Origin of the sequence: Pseudomonas orientalis, assembly GCF_002934065.1 — a bacterium.
Taxonomy (GTDB): Bacteria; Pseudomonadota; Gammaproteobacteria; order Pseudomonadales; family Pseudomonadaceae; genus Aquipseudomonas; species Aquipseudomonas orientalis_A.
Genome location: NZ_CP018049.1, coordinates 4,609,726 through 4,634,293 on the forward strand (window position 1 = coordinate 4,609,726; position 24,568 = coordinate 4,634,293).

24 protein-coding genes are annotated in these 24,568 nt (G+C 58.9%); 12 read left to right on the forward strand and 12 right to left on the reverse strand.

The window, feature by feature from the left end; translation table 11 throughout:
- The first annotated feature begins 126 nt into the window (after nucleotides 1–126).
- From BOP93_RS20750 to BOP93_RS20765, 4 genes are all read left to right on the forward strand, one after another.
- Nucleotides 127–759 (forward strand): glutathione S-transferase family protein, encoded by a 633-nt coding sequence (locus tag BOP93_RS20750; RefSeq protein ID WP_104504487.1) that lies wholly within the window; start codon nucleotides 127–129, stop codon nucleotides 757–759.
- A 16-nt stretch (nucleotides 760–775) separates the two neighbouring features.
- Nucleotides 776–1,513, forward strand: coding sequence for an NAD-dependent epimerase/dehydratase family protein (locus BOP93_RS20755; protein WP_104504488.1), 738 nt, complete (start codon nucleotides 776–778; stop codon nucleotides 1,511–1,513).
- A gap of 11 nt (nucleotides 1,514–1,524) precedes the next feature.
- Nucleotides 1,525–2,934: an MFS transporter gene (locus BOP93_RS20760; RefSeq protein ID WP_104504489.1), complete on the forward strand. Its 1,410-nt coding sequence runs from the start codon at nucleotides 1,525–1,527 to the stop codon at nucleotides 2,932–2,934.
- A gap of 133 nt (nucleotides 2,935–3,067) precedes the next feature.
- Nucleotides 3,068–3,538, forward strand: coding sequence for a hypothetical protein (locus tag BOP93_RS20765; RefSeq protein ID WP_104504490.1), 471 nt, complete (start codon nucleotides 3,068–3,070; stop codon nucleotides 3,536–3,538).
- Nucleotides 3,539–3,773: 235 nt separating this feature from the next.
- On the opposite strand, the gene BOP93_RS20770 is transcribed toward BOP93_RS20765, so the two are convergent.
- Entirely contained in the window at nucleotides 3,774–4,700 is a 927-nt protein-coding gene (locus tag BOP93_RS20770; protein WP_104504491.1) for an aliphatic sulfonate ABC transporter substrate-binding protein, read from the reverse strand.
- A 182-nt stretch (nucleotides 4,701–4,882) separates the two neighbouring features.
- Here BOP93_RS20770 and BOP93_RS20775 point away from each other — a divergent pair, with 182 nt between their 5' ends.
- Complete coding sequence (locus BOP93_RS20775; protein ID WP_104505341.1) at nucleotides 4,883–5,281, forward strand: GNAT family N-acetyltransferase; 399 nt, start codon at nucleotides 4,883–4,885, stop codon at nucleotides 5,279–5,281.
- A 195-nt stretch (nucleotides 5,282–5,476) separates the two neighbouring features.
- On the opposite strand, the gene def is transcribed toward BOP93_RS20775, so the two are convergent.
- From def to BOP93_RS20790, 3 genes are all read right to left on the reverse strand, one after another.
- Nucleotides 5,477–6,016, reverse strand: a complete 540-nt coding sequence (gene def, locus BOP93_RS20780) for a peptide deformylase (RefSeq protein WP_104504492.1) — start codon at nucleotides 6,014–6,016, stop codon at nucleotides 5,477–5,479.
- Entirely contained in the window at nucleotides 6,013–6,966 is a 954-nt protein-coding gene (locus tag BOP93_RS20785; RefSeq protein WP_104504493.1) for a YihY/virulence factor BrkB family protein, read from the reverse strand. Before BOP93_RS20785 ends, def begins: the two co-directional genes overlap by 4 nt.
- Before the next feature lie 181 nt (nucleotides 6,967–7,147).
- Nucleotides 7,148–7,333 carry a CsbD family protein gene (locus BOP93_RS20790; protein WP_065887705.1) on the reverse strand — a complete coding sequence of 62 codons (186 nt, stop codon included), beginning with the start codon at nucleotides 7,331–7,333 and terminating at the stop codon, nucleotides 7,148–7,150.
- Nucleotides 7,334–7,533: 200 nt separating this feature from the next.
- On the opposite strand from BOP93_RS20790, the gene BOP93_RS20795 reads away from it, so the two are divergent.
- On the forward strand, nucleotides 7,534–7,911 hold the full coding sequence (locus tag BOP93_RS20795) for a hypothetical protein (RefSeq protein ID WP_104504494.1): 378 nt from the start codon (nucleotides 7,534–7,536) through the stop codon (nucleotides 7,909–7,911).
- Between the two features lie 117 nt (nucleotides 7,912–8,028).
- Here BOP93_RS20795 and fadD1 read toward each other — a convergent pair whose 3' ends face one another.
- Together fadD1 and fadD2 are read right to left on the reverse strand one after the other, a co-directional pair.
- Complete coding sequence (fadD1, locus tag BOP93_RS20800; protein ID WP_104504495.1) at nucleotides 8,029–9,720, reverse strand: long-chain-fatty-acid--CoA ligase FadD1; 1,692 nt, start codon at nucleotides 9,718–9,720, stop codon at nucleotides 8,029–8,031.
- 380 nt (nucleotides 9,721–10,100) lie between these two features.
- Nucleotides 10,101–11,789 carry a long-chain-fatty-acid--CoA ligase FadD2 gene (gene fadD2 / locus BOP93_RS20805; protein ID WP_104504496.1) on the reverse strand — a complete coding sequence of 563 codons (1,689 nt, stop codon included), beginning with the start codon at nucleotides 11,787–11,789 and terminating at the stop codon, nucleotides 10,101–10,103.
- A 213-nt stretch (nucleotides 11,790–12,002) separates the two neighbouring features.
- Here fadD2 and BOP93_RS20810 point away from each other — a divergent pair, with 213 nt between their 5' ends.
- From BOP93_RS20810 to BOP93_RS20820, 3 genes are all read left to right on the forward strand, one after another.
- Nucleotides 12,003–12,947 carry an alpha/beta hydrolase gene (locus BOP93_RS20810; RefSeq protein WP_104504497.1) on the forward strand — a complete coding sequence of 315 codons (945 nt, stop codon included), beginning with the start codon at nucleotides 12,003–12,005 and terminating at the stop codon, nucleotides 12,945–12,947.
- 57 nt (nucleotides 12,948–13,004) lie between these two features.
- Nucleotides 13,005–13,475, forward strand: coding sequence for a MaoC family dehydratase (locus BOP93_RS20815; RefSeq protein ID WP_065949403.1), 471 nt, complete (start codon nucleotides 13,005–13,007; stop codon nucleotides 13,473–13,475).
- Nucleotides 13,476–13,801: 326 nt separating this feature from the next.
- Nucleotides 13,802–15,160, forward strand: coding sequence for a sialidase family protein (locus BOP93_RS20820; protein WP_104504498.1), 1,359 nt, complete (start codon nucleotides 13,802–13,804; stop codon nucleotides 15,158–15,160).
- Nucleotides 15,161–15,332: 172 nt separating this feature from the next.
- On the opposite strand, the gene BOP93_RS20825 is transcribed toward BOP93_RS20820, so the two are convergent.
- Nucleotides 15,333–15,800, reverse strand: a complete 468-nt coding sequence (locus tag BOP93_RS20825; protein WP_104504499.1) for a ferritin-like domain-containing protein — start codon at nucleotides 15,798–15,800, stop codon at nucleotides 15,333–15,335.
- Between the two features lie 205 nt (nucleotides 15,801–16,005).
- Here BOP93_RS20825 and BOP93_RS20830 point away from each other — a divergent pair, with 205 nt between their 5' ends.
- Together BOP93_RS20830 and BOP93_RS20835 are read left to right on the forward strand one after the other, a co-directional pair.
- A complete protein-coding gene (locus BOP93_RS20830) occupies nucleotides 16,006–16,242 on the forward strand; it encodes a DUF3820 family protein (RefSeq protein WP_104505342.1) in 237 nt (78 codons plus the stop codon).
- Between the two features lie 14 nt (nucleotides 16,243–16,256).
- Nucleotides 16,257–17,432 (forward strand): aminotransferase class V-fold PLP-dependent enzyme, encoded by a 1,176-nt coding sequence (locus BOP93_RS20835; RefSeq protein ID WP_104504500.1) that lies wholly within the window; start codon nucleotides 16,257–16,259, stop codon nucleotides 17,430–17,432.
- Nucleotides 17,433–18,113: 681 nt separating this feature from the next.
- Here the strand turns inward: BOP93_RS20835 and BOP93_RS20845 are convergent.
- Genes BOP93_RS20845 through zwf form a run of 3 tightly spaced genes read right to left on the reverse strand, consistent with a single transcriptional unit; the run spans nucleotide 18,114 to nucleotide 20,963 of the window.
- On the reverse strand, nucleotides 18,114–18,779 hold the full coding sequence (locus BOP93_RS20845; RefSeq protein ID WP_104504501.1) for a bifunctional 4-hydroxy-2-oxoglutarate aldolase/2-dehydro-3-deoxy-phosphogluconate aldolase: 666 nt from the start codon (nucleotides 18,777–18,779) through the stop codon (nucleotides 18,114–18,116).
- Nucleotides 18,780–18,796: 17 nt separating this feature from the next.
- Entirely contained in the window at nucleotides 18,797–19,510 is a 714-nt protein-coding gene (gene pgl, locus BOP93_RS20850) for a 6-phosphogluconolactonase (protein WP_104504502.1), read from the reverse strand.
- Nucleotides 19,497–20,963: a glucose-6-phosphate dehydrogenase gene (gene zwf, locus BOP93_RS20855; RefSeq protein WP_104504503.1), complete on the reverse strand. Its 1,467-nt coding sequence runs from the start codon at nucleotides 20,961–20,963 to the stop codon at nucleotides 19,497–19,499. Before zwf ends, pgl begins: the two co-directional genes overlap by 14 nt.
- A gap of 220 nt (nucleotides 20,964–21,183) precedes the next feature.
- Between zwf and BOP93_RS20860 the strand changes: the two genes are divergently transcribed.
- Complete coding sequence (locus BOP93_RS20860) at nucleotides 21,184–22,044, forward strand: MurR/RpiR family transcriptional regulator (protein ID WP_170039859.1); 861 nt, start codon at nucleotides 21,184–21,186, stop codon at nucleotides 22,042–22,044.
- 121 nt (nucleotides 22,045–22,165) lie between these two features.
- On the opposite strand, the gene BOP93_RS20865 is transcribed toward BOP93_RS20860, so the two are convergent.
- Nucleotides 22,166–23,011 (reverse strand): D-hexose-6-phosphate mutarotase, encoded by an 846-nt coding sequence (locus BOP93_RS20865; RefSeq protein ID WP_104504504.1) that lies wholly within the window; start codon nucleotides 23,009–23,011, stop codon nucleotides 22,166–22,168.
- Nucleotides 23,012–23,110: 99 nt separating this feature from the next.
- Nucleotides 23,111–24,457: a carbohydrate porin gene (locus BOP93_RS20870; protein ID WP_065887680.1), complete on the reverse strand. Its 1,347-nt coding sequence runs from the start codon at nucleotides 24,455–24,457 to the stop codon at nucleotides 23,111–23,113.
- Nucleotides 24,458–24,568 lie beyond the last annotated feature (111 nt).

Consider the following 24,568-nt stretch of genomic DNA (forward strand, 5'->3'; position numbering starts at 1 on the left):
CATATCAAGGCGACATTTTCCGTGAACGGACAATTGCTCGCCTTTTCTTGCTGACGGCACCACCTCGCTATCGTCACCAAACGTCTGTTAAATTGCCTCTGCCATTCACAAGCGCAGGGAAGCACCATGGGACATTCACTGAAAATATTGGGTCGTGCATCCTCCATCAACGTGCGCAAAGTACTCTGGACCTGCCAGGAACTAGGCATCGACTATGTGCGCGAGGACTGGGGCATCGGTTTCAAGCCTACCCAGTCCACCGAGTTCCTCGCCCTGAACCCCAACGCCCAGGTTCCGGTGCTGATCGACGACCACGGCGTGCTGTGGGAGTCCAATACCATCTGCCGCTACCTCGTCGGCCTGTATCAACGCACGGACCTGCTGCCCTTCGAGCCCGCGCCAAGGGCCCGCATCGAGCAATGGATCGACTGGCAAGCCACCGAACTCAACCGTGCCTGGGGCGACGCGTTCACCGCGCTGGTGCGTAACAATCCCGATGGGCTGGACGCGACGCAGATTGCCGCCGCCGTGCAGGTGTGGAACGACAAGATGGGCATTCTCGAACAGCAGTTGGCCAGGACCGGTGCGTATGTGGCCGGCGATGAGTTCACCCTTGCCGATATCCTGATCGGTCTCTCGGTACACCGCTGGCAGGTGACGCCGATGGAGCGTCCGCCCTACCCGGCCGTTGCCGCCTACTACCAGCGGCTCAGCCAGCACGCCGGTTTCAGGACCTTCGCTCTCGACGGCCACAACTGAACACAGGGACAACCTCGTGAACGGACTCAACGTACTGCTTACCGGCGCCTGCGGCAGAATCGGCAAGACATTTTTCCAGGCCTCGAAAGATCGCTACCGTTTCAGCCTCACTGACCGCATCACGCCGGACTTCGACTGGGGCGATCACCGCTTCGTACACGCCGATCTCAGTGATAAATCCGGCCTCGCCACCCTGCTCGAAGGCATCGATGTAATCGTGCACCTGTCGGGCATTCCCAACGCCGACGCCACGTTCGACGACCTGTTGCCCAACAATATCCTCGCTACGACCTACCTGTTCGAAGCCGCCGTGAACGCCGGCGTGCAGCGCCTGGTATTTGCCAGCAGCGCGCAAACCATCGAAGGCTACCCGGTGGATCGCCAGATCACGCCTGGCATGCCGGTGATGCCCGCCAACCTGTATGGCGTGACCAAATGCTACGGCGAGGCGCTGTGTGGCTACTACGCAGCCAAGACATCGCTGTCGACCATCGCCCTGCGCATTGGCGCCTTTGAATTCCCCGAAACCCACGGCCTGAACAACGCCCGCGACCTCAGCGCCTGGCTCAGCCCCCGCGATGCCGTGCAATTGTTGCAGCGTTCGGTAGAGGCCGAGGGCGTGAAACACTTGGTCGCCCATGGCATTTCCAATAACCGTTTCAAGCGCCTGGACCTGAGCGAAACCACGCGGGTGCTGGGCTACCGTCCTGTGGATGATGCGTTTCAAGCCTTTGAAATCCCCATTACCTATTGAGTTTTCCCGCCATGCCTTCATTTTCTGCCTCCGACGGCATCGACCCGACCCGCGCCGCCCATATCAGCGCACGCATCGACCGCCTCCCCGCAGCCGCCAGCATCTGGCGCCTGGTGGCCTTGCTGTCGATCGGTGGTTTCTTCGAGCTGTATGACCTGTTCCAGACCGCCTATATCAGCCCCGGCCTGATCAGCGACGGGATCTTCCACACCGGCAACGAGGGCGTGTTTGGCTTCTCTGACCAGGCAGCGTTCGCCTCGGCCACCTTCCTCGGCCTGTTCCTCGGTGCCAGCCTGCTAAGCCCCATCGCGGACCGTTTCGGGCGCCGGGCGATCTTCACCTTTGCCTTGATCTGGTACACCGTCGCCACGGTGTTGATGGGCATCCAGACGTCGGCCGTGGGCATTATCGGCATGCGCTTTCTGGTGGGCATTGGCCTGGGCATCGAGTTGGTGACCATCGACGCCTACCTGTCGGAACTGGTGCCCAAGCGCATGCGCAGTTCGGCGTTTGCCTTTGCGTTTTTCATCCAGTTCCTGTCGGTGCCGGCGGTGGCGCTGATGTCCTGGTGGCTGGTGCCCCAGGCGCCGTTCGGCATCTCCGGTTGGCGCTGGGTGGTGCTCAGCAGTGCGGTGTTTGCGCTGTTTATCTGGCAACTGCGCAAGCGCCTGCCGGAGTCACCGCGCTGGCTGGCACAGAAAGGTCGTTTCGAGGAAGCCGGCGCGATCATGGACAACCTGGAGGCGCGCTGCCTGAAGGATCACGGCAAACCCCTGGATGCGCCAGAGCCGGAGGCTGTCAGCGTGCAGGGCAGCGGCCGTTTCGCCGATATCTGGCAGCCGCCCTACCGTCGCCGCGCCTTGATGCTGATCGTGTTCCACGTGTTCCAGGCGATTGGTTTCTTCGGCTTTGGCAACTGGCTGCCGGCCTTGCTGTCGGGCCAGGGCGTCAGCGTGACCCACAGTCTGCTCTATGCCTTTATCATCACCCTCGCCTACCCGCTGGGCCCGTTGCTGTTCGTGAAGGTCGCCAACCGTTTTGAAAACAAATGGCAGATCGTCGGCTCGGCCATGGGCGCGGTGATCTTCGGCAGCCTGTTCGCCCTGCAAACCACGGCGGTGGGACTGATTTTCTGCGGGGTGATGATCACCTTCTGCAATGCCTGGCTGAGCTTCAGCTATCACTCGTATCAGAGTGAATTGTTCCCCACCAATATCCGTGCGCGCGCGGTGGGGTTCTGTTATTCGTTCAGCCGCTTGTCCACGGTATTCAGCAGCCTGCTGATCGGTTTTATCCTTGAACACCTGGGCACGCCGGGCGTGCTGGCATTTATTGCCAGCAGCATGTTGATCGTGATGATCACCATCAGTTGGTTCGGGCCGCGTACGCGTAACCTGGCGTTGGAGCATATCGCCCACTGACGGCAACGCTTGGCCGTCGACGGGACAGAGTTTGCCGCGACGGCTGCTTGCCCCCCAGCAAAAACGCGCACCGTGCGCCCGGCATGCTAATTGCTCCAGCTGTCACACCGCATATTTGCACAGGTGACCGATCATGCTGGTTAACAACTCCACCCAAGCCGCTTCGACGGCTCAACAGATCAAGCGGCCCGACATGGACCCGGCCAATGCCGCCGCCAGCGCGTTGTACAGCGGCGCCCTGCAGGCTGCACAGCAAAGCGTGACAATGCCGCCCGCGCAGAAGGAACTGGACAAGGCGAGCGACCGCATCGATGAGGCCTTTGCCAAGACTCGCGTGCAGCTGCAGGCCAATGCGCCGACCTCGGGGGCACGGGCTGAACTCACCGAATATATGAGCAAATCCCCGGCCGAACGCATTCGTGAGCAAATGCTCAAGGAGCAAGGTTTGACCGAGGAGCAGGTACAGGCACTGCCACAGGAAAAGCAAGACGCCATTGCCAGGCAAGTGGCTGAGCGCTTGAAGGAGCAGCAACAGCAGCAGGTCGCGGCGAAGACGGCTGCGCCACAGGCGCAGGCAATGAAAGACACCCTGGCAGCCATCTAAGCCACACCGCTGAAAACAATGTGGGAGGGGCTTGCTCCCGATAGCGGTCGATCAGTCAATAAGTCGTGGCTGACACACCGCATCGGGGGCAAGCCCCCTCCCACATGTTGAATATCTTTCACATGAGATCAGCAGCGTTTGAGGCAACCATGCAATGCCCATACGCCGGAGGCCTCACTTCTTCCACCTGGCTGTCTATCGCCTGCAGGGCGCTGAAAGCAGCTTCTCCAGTGGCCTATGGCCCCTTGAACACAACCTGCTGCACATCGATCTTTTTCGGGATCAGGCCATTGGCGAAAAACAGGTCGGCGGTGCCTTGCTGAGTGGCGATGTCGCCCCCCTGCAGCGGCCGGATCGGCGCCGGCGAGCGGTGCTCGAAGTAGCTTTTGACCACGGCCGGTTGCAGGCCCAGGGTCTTGGCCATCAGCGCAATGCTGGCCTCGGGCTGGTCGAGCGACAGGCGCTGTGCCTTGCCGAGGGTTTGGATAATGGTAGCGATGGCGTAGGGATTTTGCCGGGCAAACGCGCCGCTGGTCACGAAGAAGCTGCCGGCCGGATTGAGGCCTTCGCCGGTGCCCAGCACACGGGCGGCACCGTCGACCACGGCGGCCGAGTAATACGGGTCCCACACGACCCAGGCGTCCACCTTGCCCTGCTCGAATGCGGCGCGGCCGTCGGACGGCGACAGGTACACCACGTTCACATCCTTCCACTGCAAGCCGGCGCGCAGCAGGCTCTTGAGGAACAGGTTGTGCGCGCTGGACCCCTTGAGCAGGGCCACACGCTTGCCCTTGAGTTCGGCCACGCTCTGAATCGTACTGGCTTTGGGCACGAGCACGGCTTCGGTCTTGCCGTCATTGGGCTCGACGGCAATGTACTGCAACTCGATACCGGCGGCCTGGGCGAAAATGGGCGGGATGTCACCGATATTGCCGATGTCCAGGCTGCCGGCGTTCAGCGCCTCGATCAGCGGCGGGCCACCGAGGAACTCGGTCCACTGCACCTGTGTGCCGGGCAGCGCGGCTTCGAAGAGCTTGTGCTCACGGGCGAGCACCATGCTCACCGAGCTTTTCTGATAGCCAATGCGCAGCGTGGAGGGATCGGCGGCCAGTACGTTGGCAGCGACCAGTGAAAGAACGACGACAGCAATCATTTTCAGCATAAGAGCGCTTCCTTGGGCTTGGCGGCGGGTGCGGATGGGAGCGATCCTAACAAGCCCACTTATTCTTTAAAAATATTTAAAATTCATCTTCTTATAACTTTATGCACGATGAGGGCAGCCGCTGTTTGCGCTCTGCCAGCAACAGTTACAATGCGCGCCTCGCCCCTTTTAATTGGTTGACCATGCACATCGAACGGCTGGCAGCGCCGCTATGGCCGTTGCTGAACAAGTTTTACCGCAGCCACAACTCATCAATGAAGGCGCTCAAGGGTGGGCAGTTGTGGGTGGCAAGAGACGGCGAGATTGTGGCCGGGTTGTGCCTGACACCCGTGGCCGGTGGGCAGTGGCTGACGGGCGTGTTCGTTGATCCGGCCTATCGCGGCCAGGGGCTGGCAGCGCAATTGGTTCAACAGGCAGTGGCGGATAGGGACGGCACTGTCTGGTTGCTGTGCCATCCGGACCTTGAAACGCTGTACCAGCGCATGGGGTTTTCTCAAGACACGGTGCTGCCGCAATCGCTCAGTGAGCGGTTGATGCGTTACAAGCGCAACAAGCCGATGATTGCGATGGGACTGCAATAACCTGGATGACACACAACCCATGTGGGAGGGAGCTTGCTCCCGATAGCGGTGGGTAGGAGCGAGCTTGCTCGCGAAAAACCCACAGGCACCGCGTTCATTCAGGAAGCACGCGTTATCGTTGACTTCTTTCGCGAGCAAGCTCGCTCCTACAAAGGGCAAGCCCCTCCCACATTTGGACCTGCTGTAGTCTGCTGGTTATTCGTCCGTGGTTGGGGCCAGTTCCGGGAACATCACCTCGATAAAGCCGAATTTGCTGAAGTCGGTAATCCGCGACGGGTACAGGCGACCGATCAGGTGGTCGCATTCATGCTGCACCACCCGCGCATGAAAGCCATCGGCAAAACGTACGATCGGCTCGCCCTTGGGGTCGAAACCTTCGTAGCGGATCTGCTGGTAACGGTCCACGGCCCCGCGCAGGCCCGGAACGGACAGGCAACCCTCATACCCCTCTTCCAGCACCGGGCTGAGCGGGGTGATCAACGGATTGATCAGGATAGTCTGCGGTACCGGCGGCGCGTCCGGGTAGCGCTCGCTGGCCTCGAAACCAAAGATCACCAATTGCAGGTCTACACCGATTTGCGGCGCGGCCAGGCCGACGCCGCCTACGTGTTCCATGGTCTGGAACATGTCATCGATCAGTTGCCACAGTTCGGGGCTGTCGAACATTTCCGGCGGCACTGGCGGGGCGACGCGCAGCAGACGTTCATCGCCCATTTTGAGGATTTCACGAATCATTGATCAGGCTCGATGAGGGGCTTGGAGTGGTCGCGGCCTAAGCCTGAGACATGCTGTTTTTCAGTCGTATTGCCGGGTCCGTCGATTTCCTTCTCACCGGGGTCCTTGCCTTCGGCGGACATGTGTTCGATCACGGCATTCATCTCCGCGCCGAGCAGCAGCACGGCGGCAGAAATATAGAAGTACAGCAGCAGGACGATGATCGCACCGATGCTGCCGTACATGGCGTTGTAGTCGGCGAAGGTCTTGACGTAGTAGCCAAAGCCGAGGGAAGCGACGATCCACACCACCACCGCGAGCACGGAACCGGGGGTGATAAAGCGAAACTCCTGCTCCACATCCGGCATCACGTAATACATGAGGGCCACGGCAAACATCAGCAGGATCACGATCAGCGGCCAGCGCAGGATGGTCCACAGGGTGACGACGAACTCCTGCATGCCGATCTGCCCTGCCAGCCACTCCATCACTTGCGGGCCGAGCACCATCAGCGCGGCGGCGGCCAGCAGCATGCCGGCGATGCCGACGGTGTAGAAAATCGACAGCGGGAAACGCTTCCAGATCGGCCGCCCCTCCACCACGTCATACGCCGCGTTCATCGCACTCATCATCAGGCGCACACCGGCGGAGGCGGTCCACAGGGCGATCACGATACCCACCGACAGCAGCCCACCCTTGGATTGCTGCAGTTGGTCGATCACCGGGTTGACCTGCTCCAGGGCCTGGGGCGGCAATACCAGCTCCGACTGCAGACGCAGCCAGGTGAAAAAGTCCGGCAGGTGCAGGAAACCGATCAGCGCAATCAGGAACAGCAGGAAGGGAAACAGCGAGAACAGCATCTGGTACGCCAGTGCCGAGGCATAGGTGGGCATCTCGTCGTCGACGAATTCGGTGACGGTGCGCACCAGCACCTTGTGCAGCTTGAGACCATCGAGGACCGGAAAAATCATTAGCGTCTCCTTTCGCCGCAAAGAGTTGAAGTCGTGGGCGACTCAGGGGCCGTTTTCTACATCAAAGTAGCCCATTTGGCGACTTTGAAACAATTTCTGAAGTTTAGTTGCGCCAGCACCTGCAAAAACGGCCATCCGTGGATGGCCGTCGGGCTGCTGGAGGGGAGCCAGTCAAGCCGTGTTACTCGGTGGCTTTTTTCACCGCATCCTTGGTCTTGCCCACTGCCTGCTGTGCTTCACCTTTCTTTTCCTGGATCACGCCTTCAGCACGCAGCTTGTCGTTATCGGTAGCCTTGCCGACGCCTTGCTTGACGTTACCGACGGCTTCGTTGGCCATGCCTTTTACCTTATCGGAAGTGCTGCCCATGGTATTACTCCTGATAACAATCAAATGGTTTTTGGTCACTACGCTGCGGTTGACTCAACGCCACGCGCCAGAGTTTCAATTATTTTCAGCAGGCATTTCATCGAAAGGGGCAGGTTTGCCTTTATGTTTTGCAGCCAACCCACGAGAATGCCCGGCACATTCAGGCTCACACGCTGAATAACAGCTCCCGTAGGAAGGTTATGAAACTCGATAAAGCACAGGCCATCGCCCGCAGAAACCAGGAACTGGGGGGTGCCGTACTCGGCGTCAACAACTGTCATTTCACCGACCTGGACCGCAAACGCAACATCTGGTGGTTCGACCTGCCCCTGGTGCGGATCGGCGTGGGCCAGTACGAGTGGATCCACCTGTTGATGCACAACGCCGACACCGACCAGTTGCTGCACCTGAAGGTGCCGACCCTGTTCCTGCGCGAAAACCTCGAAGGGCTGGTGGTGCGCAATGCCGGCAAACGCAAGCCGGAGATCACCCTGGAACTGAGCGCCGACAAGGACTCGTTCCTCAAGGATGTGCGACCGGCGGGTGCGGGAATCGGCTTCGCCCAGTTCGCTCTGTAAGAACGCGATCAAAAAATGTGGGAGGGGGCTTGCCCCCGATGGCGGTGTGTCAGTCACTCAATGTGTTGACTGAACCACTGCTATCGGGGGCAAGCCCCCTCCCACATTTGGTTTGCGTTACTTTTTAAGGCCGAGCTTCTTGAGTTCTTCGTCGCGCAATTCACGCCGCAGGATCTTGCCCACGTTGGTGGTCGGCAACGCATCGCGGAACTCAACCGCCCTGGGCACCTTGTAGCCGGTGACATTGGCGCGCATATGTTCCATCACCTGCTCCTTGGTCAGGGTAGCCCCCGGCTTGACCACAATGAACAGCTTGATGTGCTCCCCGGACTTTTCATCCGGTACGCCGATGGCCGCGCACTGCAACACACCCGGCAGGCCTGCCAGCACGTCTTCCAGTTCGTTGGGGTACACGTTGAAGCCCGAGACCAGGATCATGTCCTTCTTGCGGTCGACAATACGCATGTAGCCATCGGGCTGGATGATCGCGATGTCACCGGTCTTCAGCCAGCCTTCGCTGTCGAGCATCTCGGCGGTGGCGTCTTCACGCTGCCAATAGCCCTTCATCACTTGCGGGCCCTTGACGCACAGCTCGCCGGTTTCGCCCAGCGCCAACTCGGTGCCGTCGTCGGCAATCACCTTGCACACGGTGGAAGGCACCGGAATGCCAATGGTGCCGATCTGGATATGCTGGATCGGGTTCACAGTGGCCACCGGGCTGGTTTCAGTCATGCCGTAGCCCTCGCAGATGGCACAACCGGTCACGGCCTTCCAGCGTTCGGCCGCCGCCAGTTGCAGCGCCATGCCGCCTGACAGGGTGACCTTGAGCGCGGAGAAATCCAGCTTGCGGAAACCTTCGTTGTTGCACAGTGCCACGAACAACGTGTTGAGGCCGACAAAGCCGCTGAACTTCCACTTAGACAGTTCCTTGACCATCGCGGGCAAGTCGCGCGGGTTGCTGATCAGGATGTTGTGGTTGCCGATCAGCATCATCGCCATGCAATGAAAGGTGAACGCATAGATGTGGTACAGCGGCAGCGGCGTGATCAGGATTTCGCAACCTTCATTGAGGTTGGAGCCCATCAGCGCCTTGCATTGCAGCATGTTGGCGACCAGGTTGCGATGGGTGAGCATCGCGCCTTTGGCCACGCCGGTGGTGCCGCCGGTGTACTGCAACACCGCCACATCGCCGCTGGCCGGGTTGGCATCGCTGACCGCTTGGCCGTGCCCCTTGGCCAGCACGTCATTGAACTTGATCGCTTGCGGCAGGTGATACGCCGGGACCAATTTCTTCACGTACTTGATCACGCTGTTGATCAACAGGCGCTTGAACGGCGACAACAGGTCGGCCACTTCGGTCACGATCACGTGCTTGACGGCGGTCTTGGGCACGACTTTTTCAGCCAGGTGCGCCATGTTGGCCAGGCAGACCAGGGCCTTGGCTCCGGAGTCGTTGAATTGATGTTCCATTTCCCGCGCGGTGTACAGCGGGTTGGTGTTGACCACGATCAGCCCGGCACGGATGGCGCCGAATACAGCGACCGGGTACTGCAGGACGTTGGGCAGTTGCACGGCGATTCGATCGCCGGGCTTCAAGTCGGTATGCTGTTGCAGGTAGGCGGCAAACGCGCCGGACAATTCGTACAGTTCACCGTAGGTGATGGTCTTGCCCAGGTTGCTGAAAGCCGGTTTGTTGGCGAAGCGCTGGCAGGACTGCTTCAGTACCGCCTGAATATTCGGATACTCGTCCGGATTGATTTGTGCAGCAATCCCGGCGGGGTACTTATCCTTCCAAAAGTCTTCGTTCATGGAAGCCCACTCCTCAGCGACGCGAATTCATCATCGCATTTGATGCGATTATTATTGGTGTGTGTTTTAAGGTGAATCTGGCGCTTTCAAGCAGGCCTAGACGTCACAAAGCGCGCCGAGAGTAGCAGCTTTGCCAAGGGCCGCCTAGAGCCAAAAGCGGGCCCTACAGTCATAAACATGACTCAAGAATATCCAATGGTCATTTTTAGAGCAAAGATTCTATACCACTGAAATCCGCTCTGGAATGGGCTTACTGAGCGACAAATAACAAATGTGGGAGGGGGCTTGTCCCCGATGGCGGTGTGTCAGTCACCCACTGTGTTGACTGAACCACTGCCATCGGGGGCAAGCCCCCTCCCACATTTTGACCCTATTTCAAATCAGGCGATGTCGCGCAGCTCCCTGCGCAGAATCTTGCCGACTGGCGTCATCGGCAGCGAATCCCTGAGCACAACATGCTTGGGCACCTTGTACCCCGTGAAGTTGGCCTTGCAGTACGCTTTCAACTCCTCAAGGCTCACCCCCTGGGCCCGCGCTACCACAAACAGCTTCACCGCCTCCCCGGTACGCTCGTCCGGCACGCCGATCACCGCGCAGTTGGCCACGGCTGGATGGGCCATCACCACGTCTTCGATTTCGTTGGGGTACACGTTAAAGCCCGACACGATAATCAGATCTTTCTTGCGATCGACAATGCGGATAAAGCCATCGGCATCGATCACAGCGATATCGCCGGTCTTGAGCCAGCCTTCGGCGTCCAGCGCTTCGGCGGTGGCCTGCGGTTGCTGCCAATAGCCTTTCATCACCTGCGGGCCCTTGATGCACAGTTCGCCGCGCTCGCCCAGCGGCAGCTCGGTGCCCTCGTCATCGATTACTTTCATGGCCGTGGCCGGCACCGGAATGCCGACGGTGCCCAGTCGCGACTTATTGCCATACGGGTTGGTGCTGGCCACCGGCGAGGTTTCGGTCAGGCCGTAGCCCTCGCCGATCGCGCAACCGGTGATGTGCTGCCAGCGCTCGGCGGTGGCCTTGATCAACGCCGTGCCGCCGGAGTTGGTCAGCTTGAGATGGGAAAAGTCCAGGCTCTTGAAATCCGGATGGTCCATCAGCGCCACAAACAGTGTGTTGAGCCCCAGCAACCCGGTGAAACGCCACTTCTTCAGTTCCTTGATGAACCCGCCAATGTCCCGAGGGTTGGTGATCAGCACGTTGTGGTTGCCGGACACCATCATGCACATGCAATTGGCGGTAAACGCATAGATGTGGTACAGCGGCAGCGGCGCAATCATCACCTCCTGCCCTTCCTTGATCAACGGGTGACCATCGTCGCCGGTCTGGGACATGCACGCCCGTACCTGCTGCATATTCGCCACCAGGTTGCCGTGAGTGAGCATCGCGCCCTTGGCCAGGCCGGTGGTGCCACCAGTGTATTGCAGCACAGCGACATCGCCGAGGGTGACCGGGTGGCGGGTCACACCCAGGCCGGCGCCCATGCCCAGGGCGCGCTTGAACGACACCGCGCGCGGCAGGTGGTAGGCCGGAACCATCTTCTTCACCTTGTCGACCACTGTGTTGACCAGCCAGCCCTTGGCGGCGGGCATGAAGTCGCCCATTCTGGCTTCGATCAGGTAGTCGATCTCGGTGTCGGTGCACACCTCCTGGACCCGCGAACCGAACAGGTTGAGGTACACCAGTGCGCGCACGCCGGCATCCTTGAACTGGTGACGCATTTCACGCGGGGTGTACAACGGGTTGGTATTGACCACGATCAGCCCGGCGCGCAGTGCGCCAAAAACGGCAATTGGATAATGCAGCACGTTGGGCATCTGTACCGCGATGCGCTCGCCCGGCTTGAGATCGGTGTGCCGCTGCAGGTAACCGGCGAACGCCGCGCTGTGGCGCTCGAGCTCGGCGTAGGTCAGGGTAATGCCCATGTTGCTGAAGGCCGGACGGTCGGCAAAGGTCTTGCAGGAGCGCTCGAAGACTTCGATCACCGATTTGTAACTGGTGAGGTCGATGTCGTTGGGAACGCCCGCGGCGCGTTTGTCATTCCAGAAATCAGGTTGCATTATTCTTGTCCTCTTTACCTGAACAGGTCCGGCCGCTTCTCGGTGCAGCTATAAAGAGCGGAGCTTGGAGGACGTTAGCAGTAATGGCCAAACAGGCAAATACGCTGAACTGTGTCATTGATTGTATGAATCTTGTTGCTAAGGCATAGGCAGATACCCCGCCCTGCGGCAGATGAGCTATACACTGCAACGACCCTGAGCAAAGGAACCGCCATGAACCACCGCACTTTCTGGCTGACCGCAAACGACCACAGCCGCCTGTTCGTCAATCAATGGATGCCTGACGTTCCCCCCAAGGCCCTGGTGATGCTGTCCCACGGCATGGCCGAGCACAGCGGGCGCTATGCACGCCTGGCCCAGGCATTGTGCGGCGCCGGCTACGGTTTATATGCGTTGGACCAGCGCGGACATGGCCGCACCGCCGATGAGGGCACCTTGGGGCTTTATGCCCAGAGCGATGGCTGGAACAAGGTCGTGGGCGATCTGGCCAGCCTCAACCAGCACATCGGCCAGCAGCACCTGGAACTGCCGATCATCTTGCTGGGCCACAGCATGGGCAGCTATATCGCCCAGGCGTATATGCTGCATCACAGTGCCAGCCTGCACGGCGCAATTCTGAGCGGTTCGAATTTCCAGCCGGTGGCGTTGTACCGCGCAGCGCGGCTGGTTGCTCGTATCGAGCGCGCACGCCAGGGCCTGCGTGGGCGCAGTGCGTTGATTGAGTTCCTGTCGTTCGGTTCATTCAACAAGGCGTTCAAACCCAATCGCACCGCCTTCGACTGGCTCAGCCGCGACCCGGATGAAGTCGACAAGTACATCCATGACCCGCTGTGCGGTTTCCGCTGCACCAATCAACTGTGGATCGACCTGCTCGGCGGCTTGCAGCACATCAGCAAAGCGTCCAATCTCGCGCAGATCGATCCGGGCCTGCCGATTCTGGTAATCGGCGGTGAATGTGATCCGGTGAGTGAAGGCAAGCGTCTCAAAAGCCTGGCCCATGCCCTGCGTGAGGCCGGCTGCCAGCACCTGCAATTGACGATCTACCCGCAGGCACGTCATGAAGTGTTCAACGAAACCAACCGCGACGACGTCACGGCAGATGTACTGACGTGGCTCGAACACGCCCTGACCTTGCGCAGGCCCACCCGCTGCGAATGACTTTACGTTTAAAATCAACCCATTAAATTACCGATTAGCCACAGGATGCACGTTTAGATGACCCAGGTAACCAACACTCCCTACGAGGCCCTCGAAGTCGGCCAGACCGCCAGCTTCAGCAAGACCGTCGAAGAGCGCGATATCCAGTTGTTCGCCGCCATGTCCGGCGATCACAACCCGGTGCACCTGGATGCCGACTATGCCAAGGCGACCATGTTCAAGGAGCGTATCGCCCATGGCATGTTCAGTGGTGCGCTGATCAGCGCGGCCGTGGCCTGCGAATTGCCTGGGCCGGGCACGATTTATATTGGCCAGCAGATGAGCTTTCAGAAGCCGGTCAAAATCGGTGACACCCTGACGGTGCGCCTGGAAATCCTGGAGAAGCTGCCCAAGTTCCGTGTACGCATCGCCACTCGCGTGTTCAATCAGCGTGATGAGCTGGTAGTGGATGGCGAAGCGGAGATCCTTGCGCCGCGTAAGCAGCAGGTTGTGACGCTGACCGAACTGCCGCCGATCAGCATTGGCTGACCCATGGCATCGGGTAAGGGACGGCCTTCCATTGGCCGTCCTGATCGATAACCGTACTTCACGTCCGGCACCTGCTTTACACCCGTCTTATTCATACCGTGCAACTAACCTAGTACACATACACTTGCCCGCGGGTAATCCCCACGCAACGACCCTCAGTGAACAGGGCGTTGTCCCACGTCCAGCGCCCGCAATACGGACTGGCCCGGTTCTGTACGTTCGATAAAAATCAACAGGCTTTCAATATGTATTGCCGGTTGCCTATTCAGTCGCCCTTTCCACTGTACGACTGACAACGTATCTAGAACACGCCAGGAAACTATACAATGAAGAACCCACTCGACAATGTGGTTTATGAAAACAACACGTTCAAGGAATCGGGAACTTGGTTCAGCGGTACGCACCTGCCTGATAGATCGTCGGCCAGTATCAGCGCGGTGGTCTTCAGAGGCGAGTTATATGTCTTTATTCAACACTATGGCAGCATCGACAACGGTAAAGTCGATTACCTGATCTTCCAGCGCACGCCCTCGGGCCAACTGAAAAACACTGCCAAACACACCATCCCTCATATCTATGTCACCGGTACGCCTGCAGTAGCGGTGTACGACAATAAAATCTATTGCGCATTTCGGCCCGGTGGCGACTCGCAAAAGTTAACGTACACGACCTTTAACGGAGACACCTGGTCAAACGTCATTACCACGAAGAAAGGCATCTTGACCTCCCCCTCCCTGGCGGTTTATCAGGATAAATTATATTGCTTCCATCAAGGCTGGGAGGAAGACCGCGGCACCCTGTGGTATTCGACATTCAATGGCACCGACTGGGACCAGGATCAGCATATCCGCAACCTTGAGATAACTGAATCACCGACCCTTGCCGTGTACAAGGGCGAACTCTACTGCGCCTATCACAAGGCAAATACCAAAACTGCCTGGTGTATTAAATTTGACGGTATACAGTGGTCTCACGAAATGAGCCTGTCTGCCAATGTTTCGGAAAGCCCTTCCCTTTATGTTTACAACGACAGCCTCTTCAGCGCACGTACCGTAAAGTCCGAACACACCAGTCTCTGTGTCAACTATCTGGACAATGGAACGTGGTGCCCTGACAAGATTATCGTGAAGGACGGCATCTCAAACAGTCCGTGCCTGGTAGAATACGAAGGGCTGCTTTATTGCTTCTATCGAAATAATGACCACTCCCTGTCGTACGCCTTTCAGCATTATCAAATTATTAACCGAACCGTGCCTCTACTCGATGTCTGGGGAGAAGGACGCATCCACGCAGGTACCTTGATATCCGGTTTCGACGCGGCCGTTAATCTGAATTTATACCGTCAGCCCGTCTCCAATGGCGTCAACCGCCACAGTGCAATCCCGAACATCATGCCGGTCGCTACTTACGATGATCCTGATTTTCCCATCGCCTGCGAGCAAGTTAAAATCATTACCTTGATGGGGGCGCCTATTACCGAACGCGTTGCGGATGAAATAGGCCGAGTACTCGACATTGAGGGCATGGTGTTTTTATTTGCACCGGATGACAAGGAGAGGGAAATGTTTCAAATCAGGAACAAGTTTCGGCTCAAACCCATCAGCACCGCCACGCTTCCCTCGCCAATCGACCAGATCTCCAAAGACTTCCACCCCGTGTACGCCTATAAAAAACACAGGAGCTGAGCCGCAAGCGCCGAGGTCACGCTTATCAAAACCTGACAACGTGGTATCTCTTGAACCTTGAGGACTGGCGGCGCTGCGTGCAGGCGAAAAAAAATCCGAGGCCCAAAGGGACCTCGGATTTTGTTACGCGTTGCCTATCAGTCAACGGGCATGCAGCCGTACAGCGTTCAAATCAAGACTGAGCACGTGCCTGGTTACGCAGGGCTTTGACCTGATCATGGTTACGCTGCACGCCGTGATACTGACGCTCAACCAGGTCACGAATGCCCAGCAGGTTGTGCTTGTTGATCTTCTCGATCGCTTCACGATAAGCCTTCAGTGCGTGGTCTTCACCGCGCTCGGCTTCGTTCAGCACGGACTCTTCGTCCTTGCCGGTCACCATCGACTTCACGTCAACCCAACCGCGATGCAGTGCACCGGCCATGCTGCCGGAGTCTTCCGGATCGCCACCCAGAGCACGCACGGCGGTCTTCAGCTCGGCGGCGGCAGTGGCGCAATCGGCGGAGCGCTTGGCGAACAGGGCTTTGAGTTCAGGGTGCTTGATGTCTTCAGCGCACTCTTTAAAACCTTTCTGGCCATCGATGCTGGTCTCGATCAGGTCATTCAGTACAGAGATCGATTCTTTGTTGATGTCAGTCATTTTTCAATTCCTTGTGTGGATTGAGGAAGGTTGCCTTAATGATTGCAGCGCCCGTGCCAGGTTTTGAAAAATCACTTTTATCTTTAAATTCAATAAGTTAATAATAATTGAACCATCTGTATGTATGTTATTTGCATGATCTGTCATTTGGCCTTCATGCAGAATGCCTGTATTTTCGAAGGTCTCGCTTTCACTGCTCAAAACCATGAACCCCGAAAAACTCGAATTGCTGATCACACGCGAAATGCCCTTTGGCAAATACAAAGGCCGAATCATCGCCGACCTGCCCGGCCCTTACCTGAATTGGTTCGCCCGCGAGGGATTTCCCCATGGAGAACTGGGCGGTTTGCTGGCCTTGATGCAGGAAATCGACCACAACGGCCTGGCCGAATTGCTCGAGCCGCTGCGCGTCAAACACGGTAAACCCGCCCCTCGCCATTAATTGAGAGTCACGCCATGCCAAGGAATGCAAACAACGAACCTCACTGGCGGGCCATCGCCCAGCGCTACGAACTGGAGCCGGGCCCGATCAATCTGGAAAATGGTTACTTCGGGCGCATGAGCCGTGCAGTCCAGGCGCAGTACTTGGAGCACGTGGCGTTTATCAACCGCAGCAACTCGGTGTATGTGCGTCAGCGCTTCGAACAAGGGGAAAATATCGAGATTCGCCGCCAACTGGCCGCGTTGATCAATGCAGACCCCGACTCGGTGGCCTTCACCCGCAACGCCACCGAAGCCTTGCAGTCGCTGATCCGCAACTACAACCGCCTGCAACCGGGCGATCAGGTGCTGATCAGTGATCTGGAGTACGACACGGTCAAAGGTGCGATGCGCTGGCTGGCCGGCGTACGCGGTGTCGAAGTGATCGAAATCTCCCACACACACCCGGCCAGTTTCGACAGCCTGGTGCAGACCTATCGCGACACCTTCGATCAATACCCGCGCCTGAAGCTGATGGCGCTGACCCATGTCACCCACCGTACCGGCCTGGTGATGCCGGTGGCGGCGATTGCCAGGGCTGCACGTGATCAGGGGGTCGACGTGATCCTCGACGGCGCCCACGCCCTGGGCCAGATCGATTTCGACCTTGGCGAACTGGGCATTCAGTTCGCCGGCTTCAACCTGCACAAATGGATCGGCGCGCCGCTGACCCTGGGCTTTCTCTACATTGCCCCCGAACGCCTGCCGGATATCGACCCGGACATGGGCGAATTCCACTACCCCGCCACGGATGTACGGGCACGTACGCCCTACAGCACGCCGAACTTTCCGGCGTTGATGACCTTGCCATTGGTGCTTGACGAGCATCTGCAACTGGGTGGCGCGGCGGCCAAAGGTGCGCGGGTCAACTATCTGCGGGACATGTGGGTGAGCCAGGTGCGCGAGTTGCCGGGCATTGAGGTGCTGACGCCGGATGACCCGAGGCTGTATTGCGCGATTACTGCGTTCAAGTTCATTGGGCGCGATCAGCAGGTGATGGTCGACAGGTTGCTCAAGGAGTATGACGTGTTCACCACAACCCGCTCGGGCGCGGCGTTTGGCACCTGTATTCGAGTGACGCCGGGGCTGGTGACTACCGCTGCGGACATCGATGTGTTGGTCCACGCAATTACCCAACTAAACGCAGATTAAAATGTGGGAGGGGGCTTGCCCCCGATGGCCATAGGTATCCACACAACTCTGTAGCGCCCAACCGTAACCACGATGCGAAGCGAGTCGCTCTTGATCTTGATCTGCTTTTGATCCTAGGCGCCCCGTTAAACCACGCTGGCCGAACGCAGGCTTGAATCCGTGGGTAACCCGGCAGGACGCCGGGTTAGCCGCACTGGGCCAGGGATGGCCCATTGCGGCGGCCCACGGATTCAAGCCTGCGTTCGGGCACACCGAGCCCAAGCGAGGTGCCGAGTGGTGGGGCAAGAGCGTTTTGCTTACTTTTGCGCTTTTCAAAAGTGAGCCGCCGTCAGGGCGGAACCCTAAGTGGCCGTTACCGCAGAAACGGATATGTACTCGATCTGATCCAACATCCTGGTCGGCCCAGAGGCCGCCATCGGGGGCAAGCCCCCTCCCACACGTCAGGATCGACACAACATCCCGGTCGGCTCTGAGGCCGTCATCGGGGGCAAGCCCCCTCCCACATTTGGGTCAGGATCGACACAACATCCTGGTCGGCTCTGAGGCCGTCATCGGGGGCAAGCCCCCTCCCACATTGGAATGTGTGGTGGCCTGGATCTACAGGCAAAAAAAAGCGGTACACCGACCAAGTGCACCGCAAAAATGCCGTTAAGCACAGCAACAACGATTCGATAAATCAGATCAATCCAGCAGCGCCAGCGCCTCGGCGGTGACTTCCTGGATGCGCGCCCAGTCGCCGTTCCTGACCCACTCGGGATCAAGCATCCAGCTACCGCCCACGCACATCACGTTTTTCAACGCCATGTAGTTTTTGATGTTGGCCGGGCCGACGCCGCCGGTCGGGCAGAATTTCACTTCAACGAACGGGCCACCCAAGGCCTTGATCGCCGCCACACCGCCGCTGACCTCGGCCGGGAACAGCTTGAAGCGGCGATAACCCAGGCTATAGCCTTCCATGATGCCGGACGCATTGCTGATGCCGGGCAGCAGCGGGATCGGGCTGTGTACCGAGGCTTCCAGGAGGTCGCGGGTGATGCCGGGGGTGACGATAAACTGCGAGCCGGCCACTTCTGCCGCTTCGAGCATATGACGGTCCAGCACAGTGCCGGCACCGGTGCACAGTTCAGGGCGCTGCTCGCGCAGCACCTGGATAGCCTTGAGCCCGAACTCGGAACGCAGGGTCACTTCCAATGCGGTCAGGCCACCGGCGGCCAAGGCATCGGCCAGCGGCAGGATGTCCTGTTCACGGACGATGGTGATCACCGGCAGGATCCGCGCCTTGGCGCAGAGGCTGTCGATCAGGGCAACTTTATCCGCCATGGACACGGTCGGTTGAGGGCTTTTCATAGCGGCTGATCCTTGGCTCATGGGCACCAGTAAATCTCTAATGTAGGTTGCAAAAACGCGCGAATCGGCATGGCGGCGACATCGTCACCGGCCAGCGCGGCGCTCAAGGTGGTCAACTTCGAACTGCCGGAAATCGACAGTACGGTGTAGTGGGCCGTCGCCAGCAATGCGCGACTCATGGTCAGGCGCTGGTGCGGCACGGTCGGCGCCAGCATCGGCCAGCAACGGCGGGTACCGTCGGCCTGCAAGGCCTGGGCAAGGTTCGGGCTGTCGGGAAACAGCGATGCGGTGTGGCCGTCATCGCCCATGCCCAGCACCAGCACATCGATGGCCGGCAACTCGGCCAGCAGGCGATCGGCCTGCTCGGCAGCGTCTTCCAGGTTGGCGGCAGCGCTGTACAGGCTGAGGAACCGGGCCTCGGCCGCCGGGCCTTGCAACAGGTGCTGCTTTAACAGGCCGGCGTTGCTGTCGGCGTGTTCTACCGGCACCCAGCGCTCATCGGCCAGGGTGATGGTGACTTTGGACCAGTCCAGGACCTGCCTGGCCAGGTTCTGGAAGAACGCCACGGGGCTGCGGCCGCCGGACACGACCAACGTCGCCGCGCCACGAGCGCTGATGGCCGCGCGCAATTGTTCGGCCACTTCAGTGGCCAGGCCTTCGGCCAGCAACACCGGCGTACGATACTCATGGGCAGTAACGCCCTGAGGCAGTTTCAATTCAGATATCGCCATACCACGACCTCCCATCCCGCGTGATCAGTGCAATCGAGCTCATCGGCCCCCAGGAACCCGCCGCGTACGGCTTGGGCGCATCACCGGATTTTTTCCACCCGGCGATCAACTGGTCACACCACTTCCACGCGGCTTCGATTTCATCTTTGCGAACAAACAGGTTCTGATTGCCGCGCATCACTTCCAACAGCAAACGCTCGTAGGCATCGGGGATGCGTGCGCTGCGATAGGTGTCGGAAAAATTCAGTTGCAGCGGACCGCTGCGCAGTTGCATGCCCTTATCCAGGCCCTGCTCCTTGGTCATCACACGCAAGGAGATACCTTCGTCCGGCTGCAGGCGGATGATCAGCTTGTTGCTGATCTGCAAGCGCTGCTCGGGGGCGAAAATATAGTGGGACGGTTCCTTGAAGTGGATGACGATCTGCGACAGCTTTTGCGGCATGCGCTTGCCGGTGCGCAGGTAGAACGGCACCCCGGCCCAACGCCAGTTACGGATATCGGCGCGCAGGGCAACAAAGGTCTCGGTGTCGCTCTGGGTGTTGGAATTCTCTTCTTCCAGGTAGCCCGGCACCGCTTTACCAGCGCTGTAGCCGGCAATGTACTGGCCGCGCACCACCTGGGTGGTCAGGCCTTCCGGGCTGATCGGCGCCAGGGCCTTGAGCACCTTGACCTTCTCGTCACGGATGCTGTCGGCGGACAGGTCGGCCGGCGGGTCCATGGCGATCAGGCAGAGCAACTGCAGCAGGTGGTTCTGGATCATGTCGCGCAGTTGGCCGGCCTTGTCGAAGTAGCCCCAACGGCCTTCGATGCCGACCTGCTCGGCCACGGTAATTTCCACGTGGGAAATGTAATTCTGGTTCCACTGGGTTTCGAACAGGCTGTTGGCAAAACGCAGGGCGATCAGGTTCTGTACCGTCTCCTTGCCCAGGTAGTGGTCAATGCGATAGGTGCGACTTTCCGGGAAAAACTGCGCCACGGCGTCGTTGACCTTGCGCGAGGATTCGAGGTCCGAACCGATCGGTTTTTCCAGCACCACGCGGGTGTTTTCTGCCAGGCCGACCTTGGACAGGTTTTCGCAGATCGCGCCATATACGGCGGCCGGGGTGGCGAAGTAGGCGATGAGGCGCTGTTCGCTGCCGGCTTTTTCGGCAAGCCCGACGTAGTCGTCGGCCTTCATGAAGTCGACATGCAAATACGCCAGGCGCGCCAGGAAACGCTGGGCCACGGCTTCGTCGAGTTCCTTGCCGACGTACTTGCGCAGTTCTTGTTCGATATGGGCCAGGTGCTGCTGCTCGGAGCCGGCTTCGCGGGCCAGGGCCAGGATGCGCGTGTCATCGTGCAGGAGGCCGGCGCCATCGAGTTGATAGAGAGCAGGAAATAACTTGCGCAGCGCCAGATCACCCAAGGCGCCAAACAGGGCAAAGGTGCAGGGTTCCACGGTTATCGAAGGCATGATGTTTGTTCTTTTATCAAGTTAAGCTACAAATACCTTTTTTCAAGGCATCACTCAAGGAAAAATGTAGTAATAACCACAACATTTTCCGCAAATACGCATTGCGTGTGGTGGTGTTCGGCTACCCTCAGTAGGATAGGCCACCGCGAAAAGCCACTCATCGATTGGTTACCGCCTTTTTATTTGCATCGTCGCCCGAAGGAAAGACTGAATGGACCGCGTGCGAAATCTTCTGGAACAAATCCGGAACCGCCTCGAAGAATTGAACAAGGCCGAGAAAAAAGTCGCCGAGGTCATCCTGCTCAACCCGCAGCAGGCCACCCGCTTCTCGATCGCCGCCCTTGCCCAGGCCGCCTCGGTCAGTGAACCGACGGTCAACCGTTTCTGCCGTTCGTTCGGCGTCAGCGGTTACCCTGAACTTAAATTGCAGCTGGCGCAAAGTCTGGCCAGTGGCGCGGCGTATGTCAGCCGCGCCGTGGAAGCCGATGATAACCCCGAGGCCTACACCCAGAAGATTTTTGGCAGCGCCATTGCCTCCCTGGACAGCGCCTGCCAGGCCCTGGACCCGGCCCTGATCAGCAAGGCCGTGGACTTGTTGATCCAGGCGCGGCAGATCCACTTTTTCGGCCTGGGCGCCTCGGCACCGGTGGCGATGGATGCGCTGCACAAGTTCTTCCGTTTCAACCTGGCGGTGACTGCCCACGCCGACGTGCTGATGCAACGCATGATCGCCTCGGTGGCACATACGGGTGAGTTGTTCGTGATCATTTCCTACACCGGGCGTACCCGTGAGTTGGTGGAAGTGGCGCGTATCGCGCGGGAAAACGGTGCATCGGTGCTGGGGGTGACGGCCGAGAACTCGCCGTTGGCCAAGGCCAGTACCGTGAGCCTGAACATTCCGCTGCCGGAAGACACCGATATCTACATGCCGATGACGTCGCGGATCATTCAGCTGACGGTACTCGATGTGCTGGCGACCGGCATGACGTTGCGCCGTGGCGTGGATTTCCAGCCGCACTTGCGCAAGATCAAGGAGAGCCTGAATGACAGCCGGTATCCGGTGGGGGATGAGTTCAACTAAGCCGGCATCTATGTTGGCTTTACTGGCCTCATCGGGGGCAAGCCCCCTCCCACATTTTGATTTGTGAACCCATTCAAAAGTGGGAGGGGGCTTGCCCCCGATGAGGCCATCAGCCACACCACTAGACCCCTGCCCTGGCCTGCAGACTCAAATGCGCCCGCTCCCCGGGCGCCAGGCTCGCACCGGCCATCGCCGATTCCACACACACAAATCCTGACGCTTCGTTAAAACTCACGCCCAATAGCGGCCGGCTACCCGGGTGCCACACCACCGTGTCGGCGCTGTCGCCGGTGTCGATGCACAGTTCACGCTGCCAGGCATGGTCCTTGAGCTGCAATTCGCCCTCGTGCTGGAACACCCGCTGGCACCCACCATCGACCCGCAGCTCACCTTCCTGCTGGCAGACCTGGCGATTGAGCTGGTCATAACCCTGCGCACCGTCAAGCCCAGACAGCGCTACCTCGTCAACGTGACCAATACGCCAGTAAGCGTGCAACGCATGGCTCAATTGGCACGGCAGCTCGTCCTGATGCTCGGTACTCAGGCGCAACTCCAGGGTTTCGCCCAATTGCGCATGCAGGTCTACCTGCCAGTCGCACAACTGCAACTGCCAATGCAGGCGCACGCCGTCGTCATCGGTGCTGCTGTCGAGCAGTTTCCAGTCGATCAAGCGTGCCCAGCCATGGGAAGGCCAGGCGTTTTCGCTGGGGTGACGGCCGTACCACGGCCAGCATACCGGCACGCCACCGCGGATCGCGCCGACTTGGGGCCATTTGGCCGCACACCACAGCCAGGGTTTCTGGCCAGCGGGCTGAAAGTGCAGCAATTGCGCGCCTTGGCGACTGAATACCGCCTGGCACAGCGGATGGTCGATCACCAACACATCGCGCATCTGAAAGCGCTCCCAGGCGAACACCGGACGCTCGCGCAGGGACTTGAAAAAGCGTTGCAGCGGTTGCTCATGCATGTGCCACAGTCCTGAATATCACAGTGCCACGCAAAAAAAAGCGGATAGCCATGGCTATCCGCAAAATGCGCACAGAGAGAGGAGCTTATCGCAACAGCGTTAGAACGTAGACTGAATCTTCAGGCCCGCTACAAGCGCGTTGTCGACTTTGTCCACGCCACCGGGCTGGACAACATATTGCAGGTTAGGACGCACGGTCAGCCAGTTGGTGACGTGGAAACCGTAGTTCAGTTCGACGTTGTACTCAGTCTCGCGAATCGGCGTGTACAGCGGATTATCGTAGTCGCTGATGCCGTTGGCGGCATTGAGCAGCTCCGAGTTCTTCTTCACGTCATCGTTGACGTGCAGGCGCGCGACGCCAATGCCGACGTCATCTTTTGGACGTGCGTCGAATGGGCCCTTGTACACCAGCATCAACGACTGGTAGTTGTCGACCAGGTTGGTTTCCTTGTCGTGGAAGGTCGCGTTGGCCGCGATGTTCAGGCCACGGGTAGCGTCGCCGTTATGCGTGGTGAGTTGCTGTTGGGCAACGAACCAGTAGCCTTTCTTGCTGCTGCGGGTACGCAAGTTTGCACCAGTGAGGACCGCATCGTTGCCGTTGACGTCTTCACGTACATCCGGAGCATCGGCCGCGCTTTTGTAGTAACCCACACGGTACTCGCCTGGCAGGTTGTTGACTTTCGGCGACCAGACCAACTCCACCGGGATCACGGTGCCTTTGGTACCGCTGCCGCTGAGTTTGAAGCCGTTGCCGTGCTCCAGTTGCGACGGGTTCTGGTTGTAGGCACCAATCTGCGCATACAGCTCAGGCGTAATGTTGTACTTCACGCGGATCGCGGCCTGGGCGACCGGCCAGTTGTACCAGGTGTTTACATAGTTACCGACCTGGGAGCCACAGAACGACAGGTTCTGGAAGTCGCACGGGAAGGTGTTGAAGTCTTCGCCTTCGCCGAAGTAACCGAGTTTCACGTCCAGCTTGTTGTCGAACATCTGGTGCTGAACCCAGAACTGGGTCAGGCGCACCATATGGCCACGGCCGTACACTTCCTGAGACGAACTCAAGGTGCCGGCACGCGGGTCGCCAATGCGGTCATTGGAGATATTCTGGCCATTACGGTTGGTAAACTGGATCTTGGCCTGGGTGTTATCCCAGCCCCACAGCTTTTGCAGGTCCAGTGCCACGCCCAGACCGAACTGGTCGGAGTAACGACCGGTCTTGTCGTCGTTGTAGCCACCGTGGGCGTTGTAGCCCATTTCCCCGACGTAATCGGCCTTGATGTCGATACCTTGCTCGATCAGCTTGGTACGCTCGCCGCCCCAATCGCCGGTCATCCACTTGGAATCGGCGCTGAATGCATCGGCCGCCATCGCATTGGCGGACAATACGAGGGCTGCTGCTGCTGACAGTTGGCAGAACAGCCGAGTGTTGTTGTGTTGCTTTTTCATCCCTACATCCTCGTCTTTATTGTTATTAAACTGTTTTTATCTAACGCGGGTTACATTTTTTAGCTAAAACAACAAGTTAACCATTAATCACAGTACTGTAGGAGCGAGCTT

Coding starts and splice junctions, on each gene's coding strand:
- BOP93_RS20770 (WP_104504491.1), bottom strand. CDS start 4,700: ATGCTGAAAATGATTGCTGTCGTCGTTCTTTCACTGGTCGCTGCCAAC.
- BOP93_RS20810 (WP_104504497.1), top strand. CDS start 12,003: ATGAACCACCGCACTTTCTGGCTGACCGCAAACGACCACAGCCGCCTG.
- BOP93_RS20750 (WP_104504487.1), top strand. CDS start 127: ATGGGACATTCACTGAAAATATTGGGTCGTGCATCCTCCATCAACGTG.
- BOP93_RS20825 (WP_104504499.1), bottom strand. CDS start 15,800: ATGACTGACATCAACAAAGAATCGATCTCTGTACTGAATGACCTGATC.
- BOP93_RS20820 (WP_104504498.1), top strand. CDS start 13,802: ATGAAGAACCCACTCGACAATGTGGTTTATGAAAACAACACGTTCAAG.
- BOP93_RS20830 (WP_104505342.1), top strand. CDS start 16,006: ATGAACCCCGAAAAACTCGAATTGCTGATCACACGCGAAATGCCCTTT.
- BOP93_RS20775 (WP_104505341.1), top strand. CDS start 4,883: ATGCACATCGAACGGCTGGCAGCGCCGCTATGGCCGTTGCTGAACAAG.
- BOP93_RS20765 (WP_104504490.1), top strand. CDS start 3,068: ATGCTGGTTAACAACTCCACCCAAGCCGCTTCGACGGCTCAACAGATC.
- BOP93_RS20870 (WP_065887680.1), bottom strand. CDS start 24,457: ATGAAAAAGCAACACAACAACACTCGGCTGTTCTGCCAACTGTCAGCA.
- fadD2 (WP_104504496.1), bottom strand. CDS start 11,789: ATGCAACCTGATTTCTGGAATGACAAACGCGCCGCGGGCGTTCCCAAC.
- BOP93_RS20760 (WP_104504489.1), top strand. CDS start 1,525: ATGCCTTCATTTTCTGCCTCCGACGGCATCGACCCGACCCGCGCCGCC.
- pgl (WP_104504502.1), bottom strand. CDS start 19,510: ATGGCGATATCTGAATTGAAACTGCCTCAGGGCGTTACTGCCCATGAG.
- BOP93_RS20790 (WP_065887705.1), bottom strand. CDS start 7,333: ATGGGCAGCACTTCCGATAAGGTAAAAGGCATGGCCAACGAAGCCGTC.
- fadD1 (WP_104504495.1), bottom strand. CDS start 9,720: ATGAACGAAGACTTTTGGAAGGATAAGTACCCCGCCGGGATTGCTGCA.
- def (WP_104504492.1), bottom strand. CDS start 6,016: ATGATTCGTGAAATCCTCAAAATGGGCGATGAACGTCTGCTGCGCGTC.
- BOP93_RS20845 (WP_104504501.1), bottom strand. CDS start 18,779: ATGAAAAGCCCTCAACCGACCGTGTCCATGGCGGATAAAGTTGCCCTG.
- BOP93_RS20795 (WP_104504494.1), top strand. CDS start 7,534: ATGAAACTCGATAAAGCACAGGCCATCGCCCGCAGAAACCAGGAACTG.
- zwf (WP_104504503.1), bottom strand. CDS start 20,963: ATGCCTTCGATAACCGTGGAACCCTGCACCTTTGCCCTGTTTGGCGCC.
- BOP93_RS20785 (WP_104504493.1), bottom strand. CDS start 6,966: ATGATTTTTCCGGTCCTCGATGGTCTCAAGCTGCACAAGGTGCTGGTG.
- BOP93_RS20815 (WP_065949403.1), top strand. CDS start 13,005: ATGACCCAGGTAACCAACACTCCCTACGAGGCCCTCGAAGTCGGCCAG.
- BOP93_RS20835 (WP_104504500.1), top strand. CDS start 16,257: ATGCCAAGGAATGCAAACAACGAACCTCACTGGCGGGCCATCGCCCAG.
- BOP93_RS20865 (WP_104504504.1), bottom strand. CDS start 23,011: ATGCATGAGCAACCGCTGCAACGCTTTTTCAAGTCCCTGCGCGAGCGT.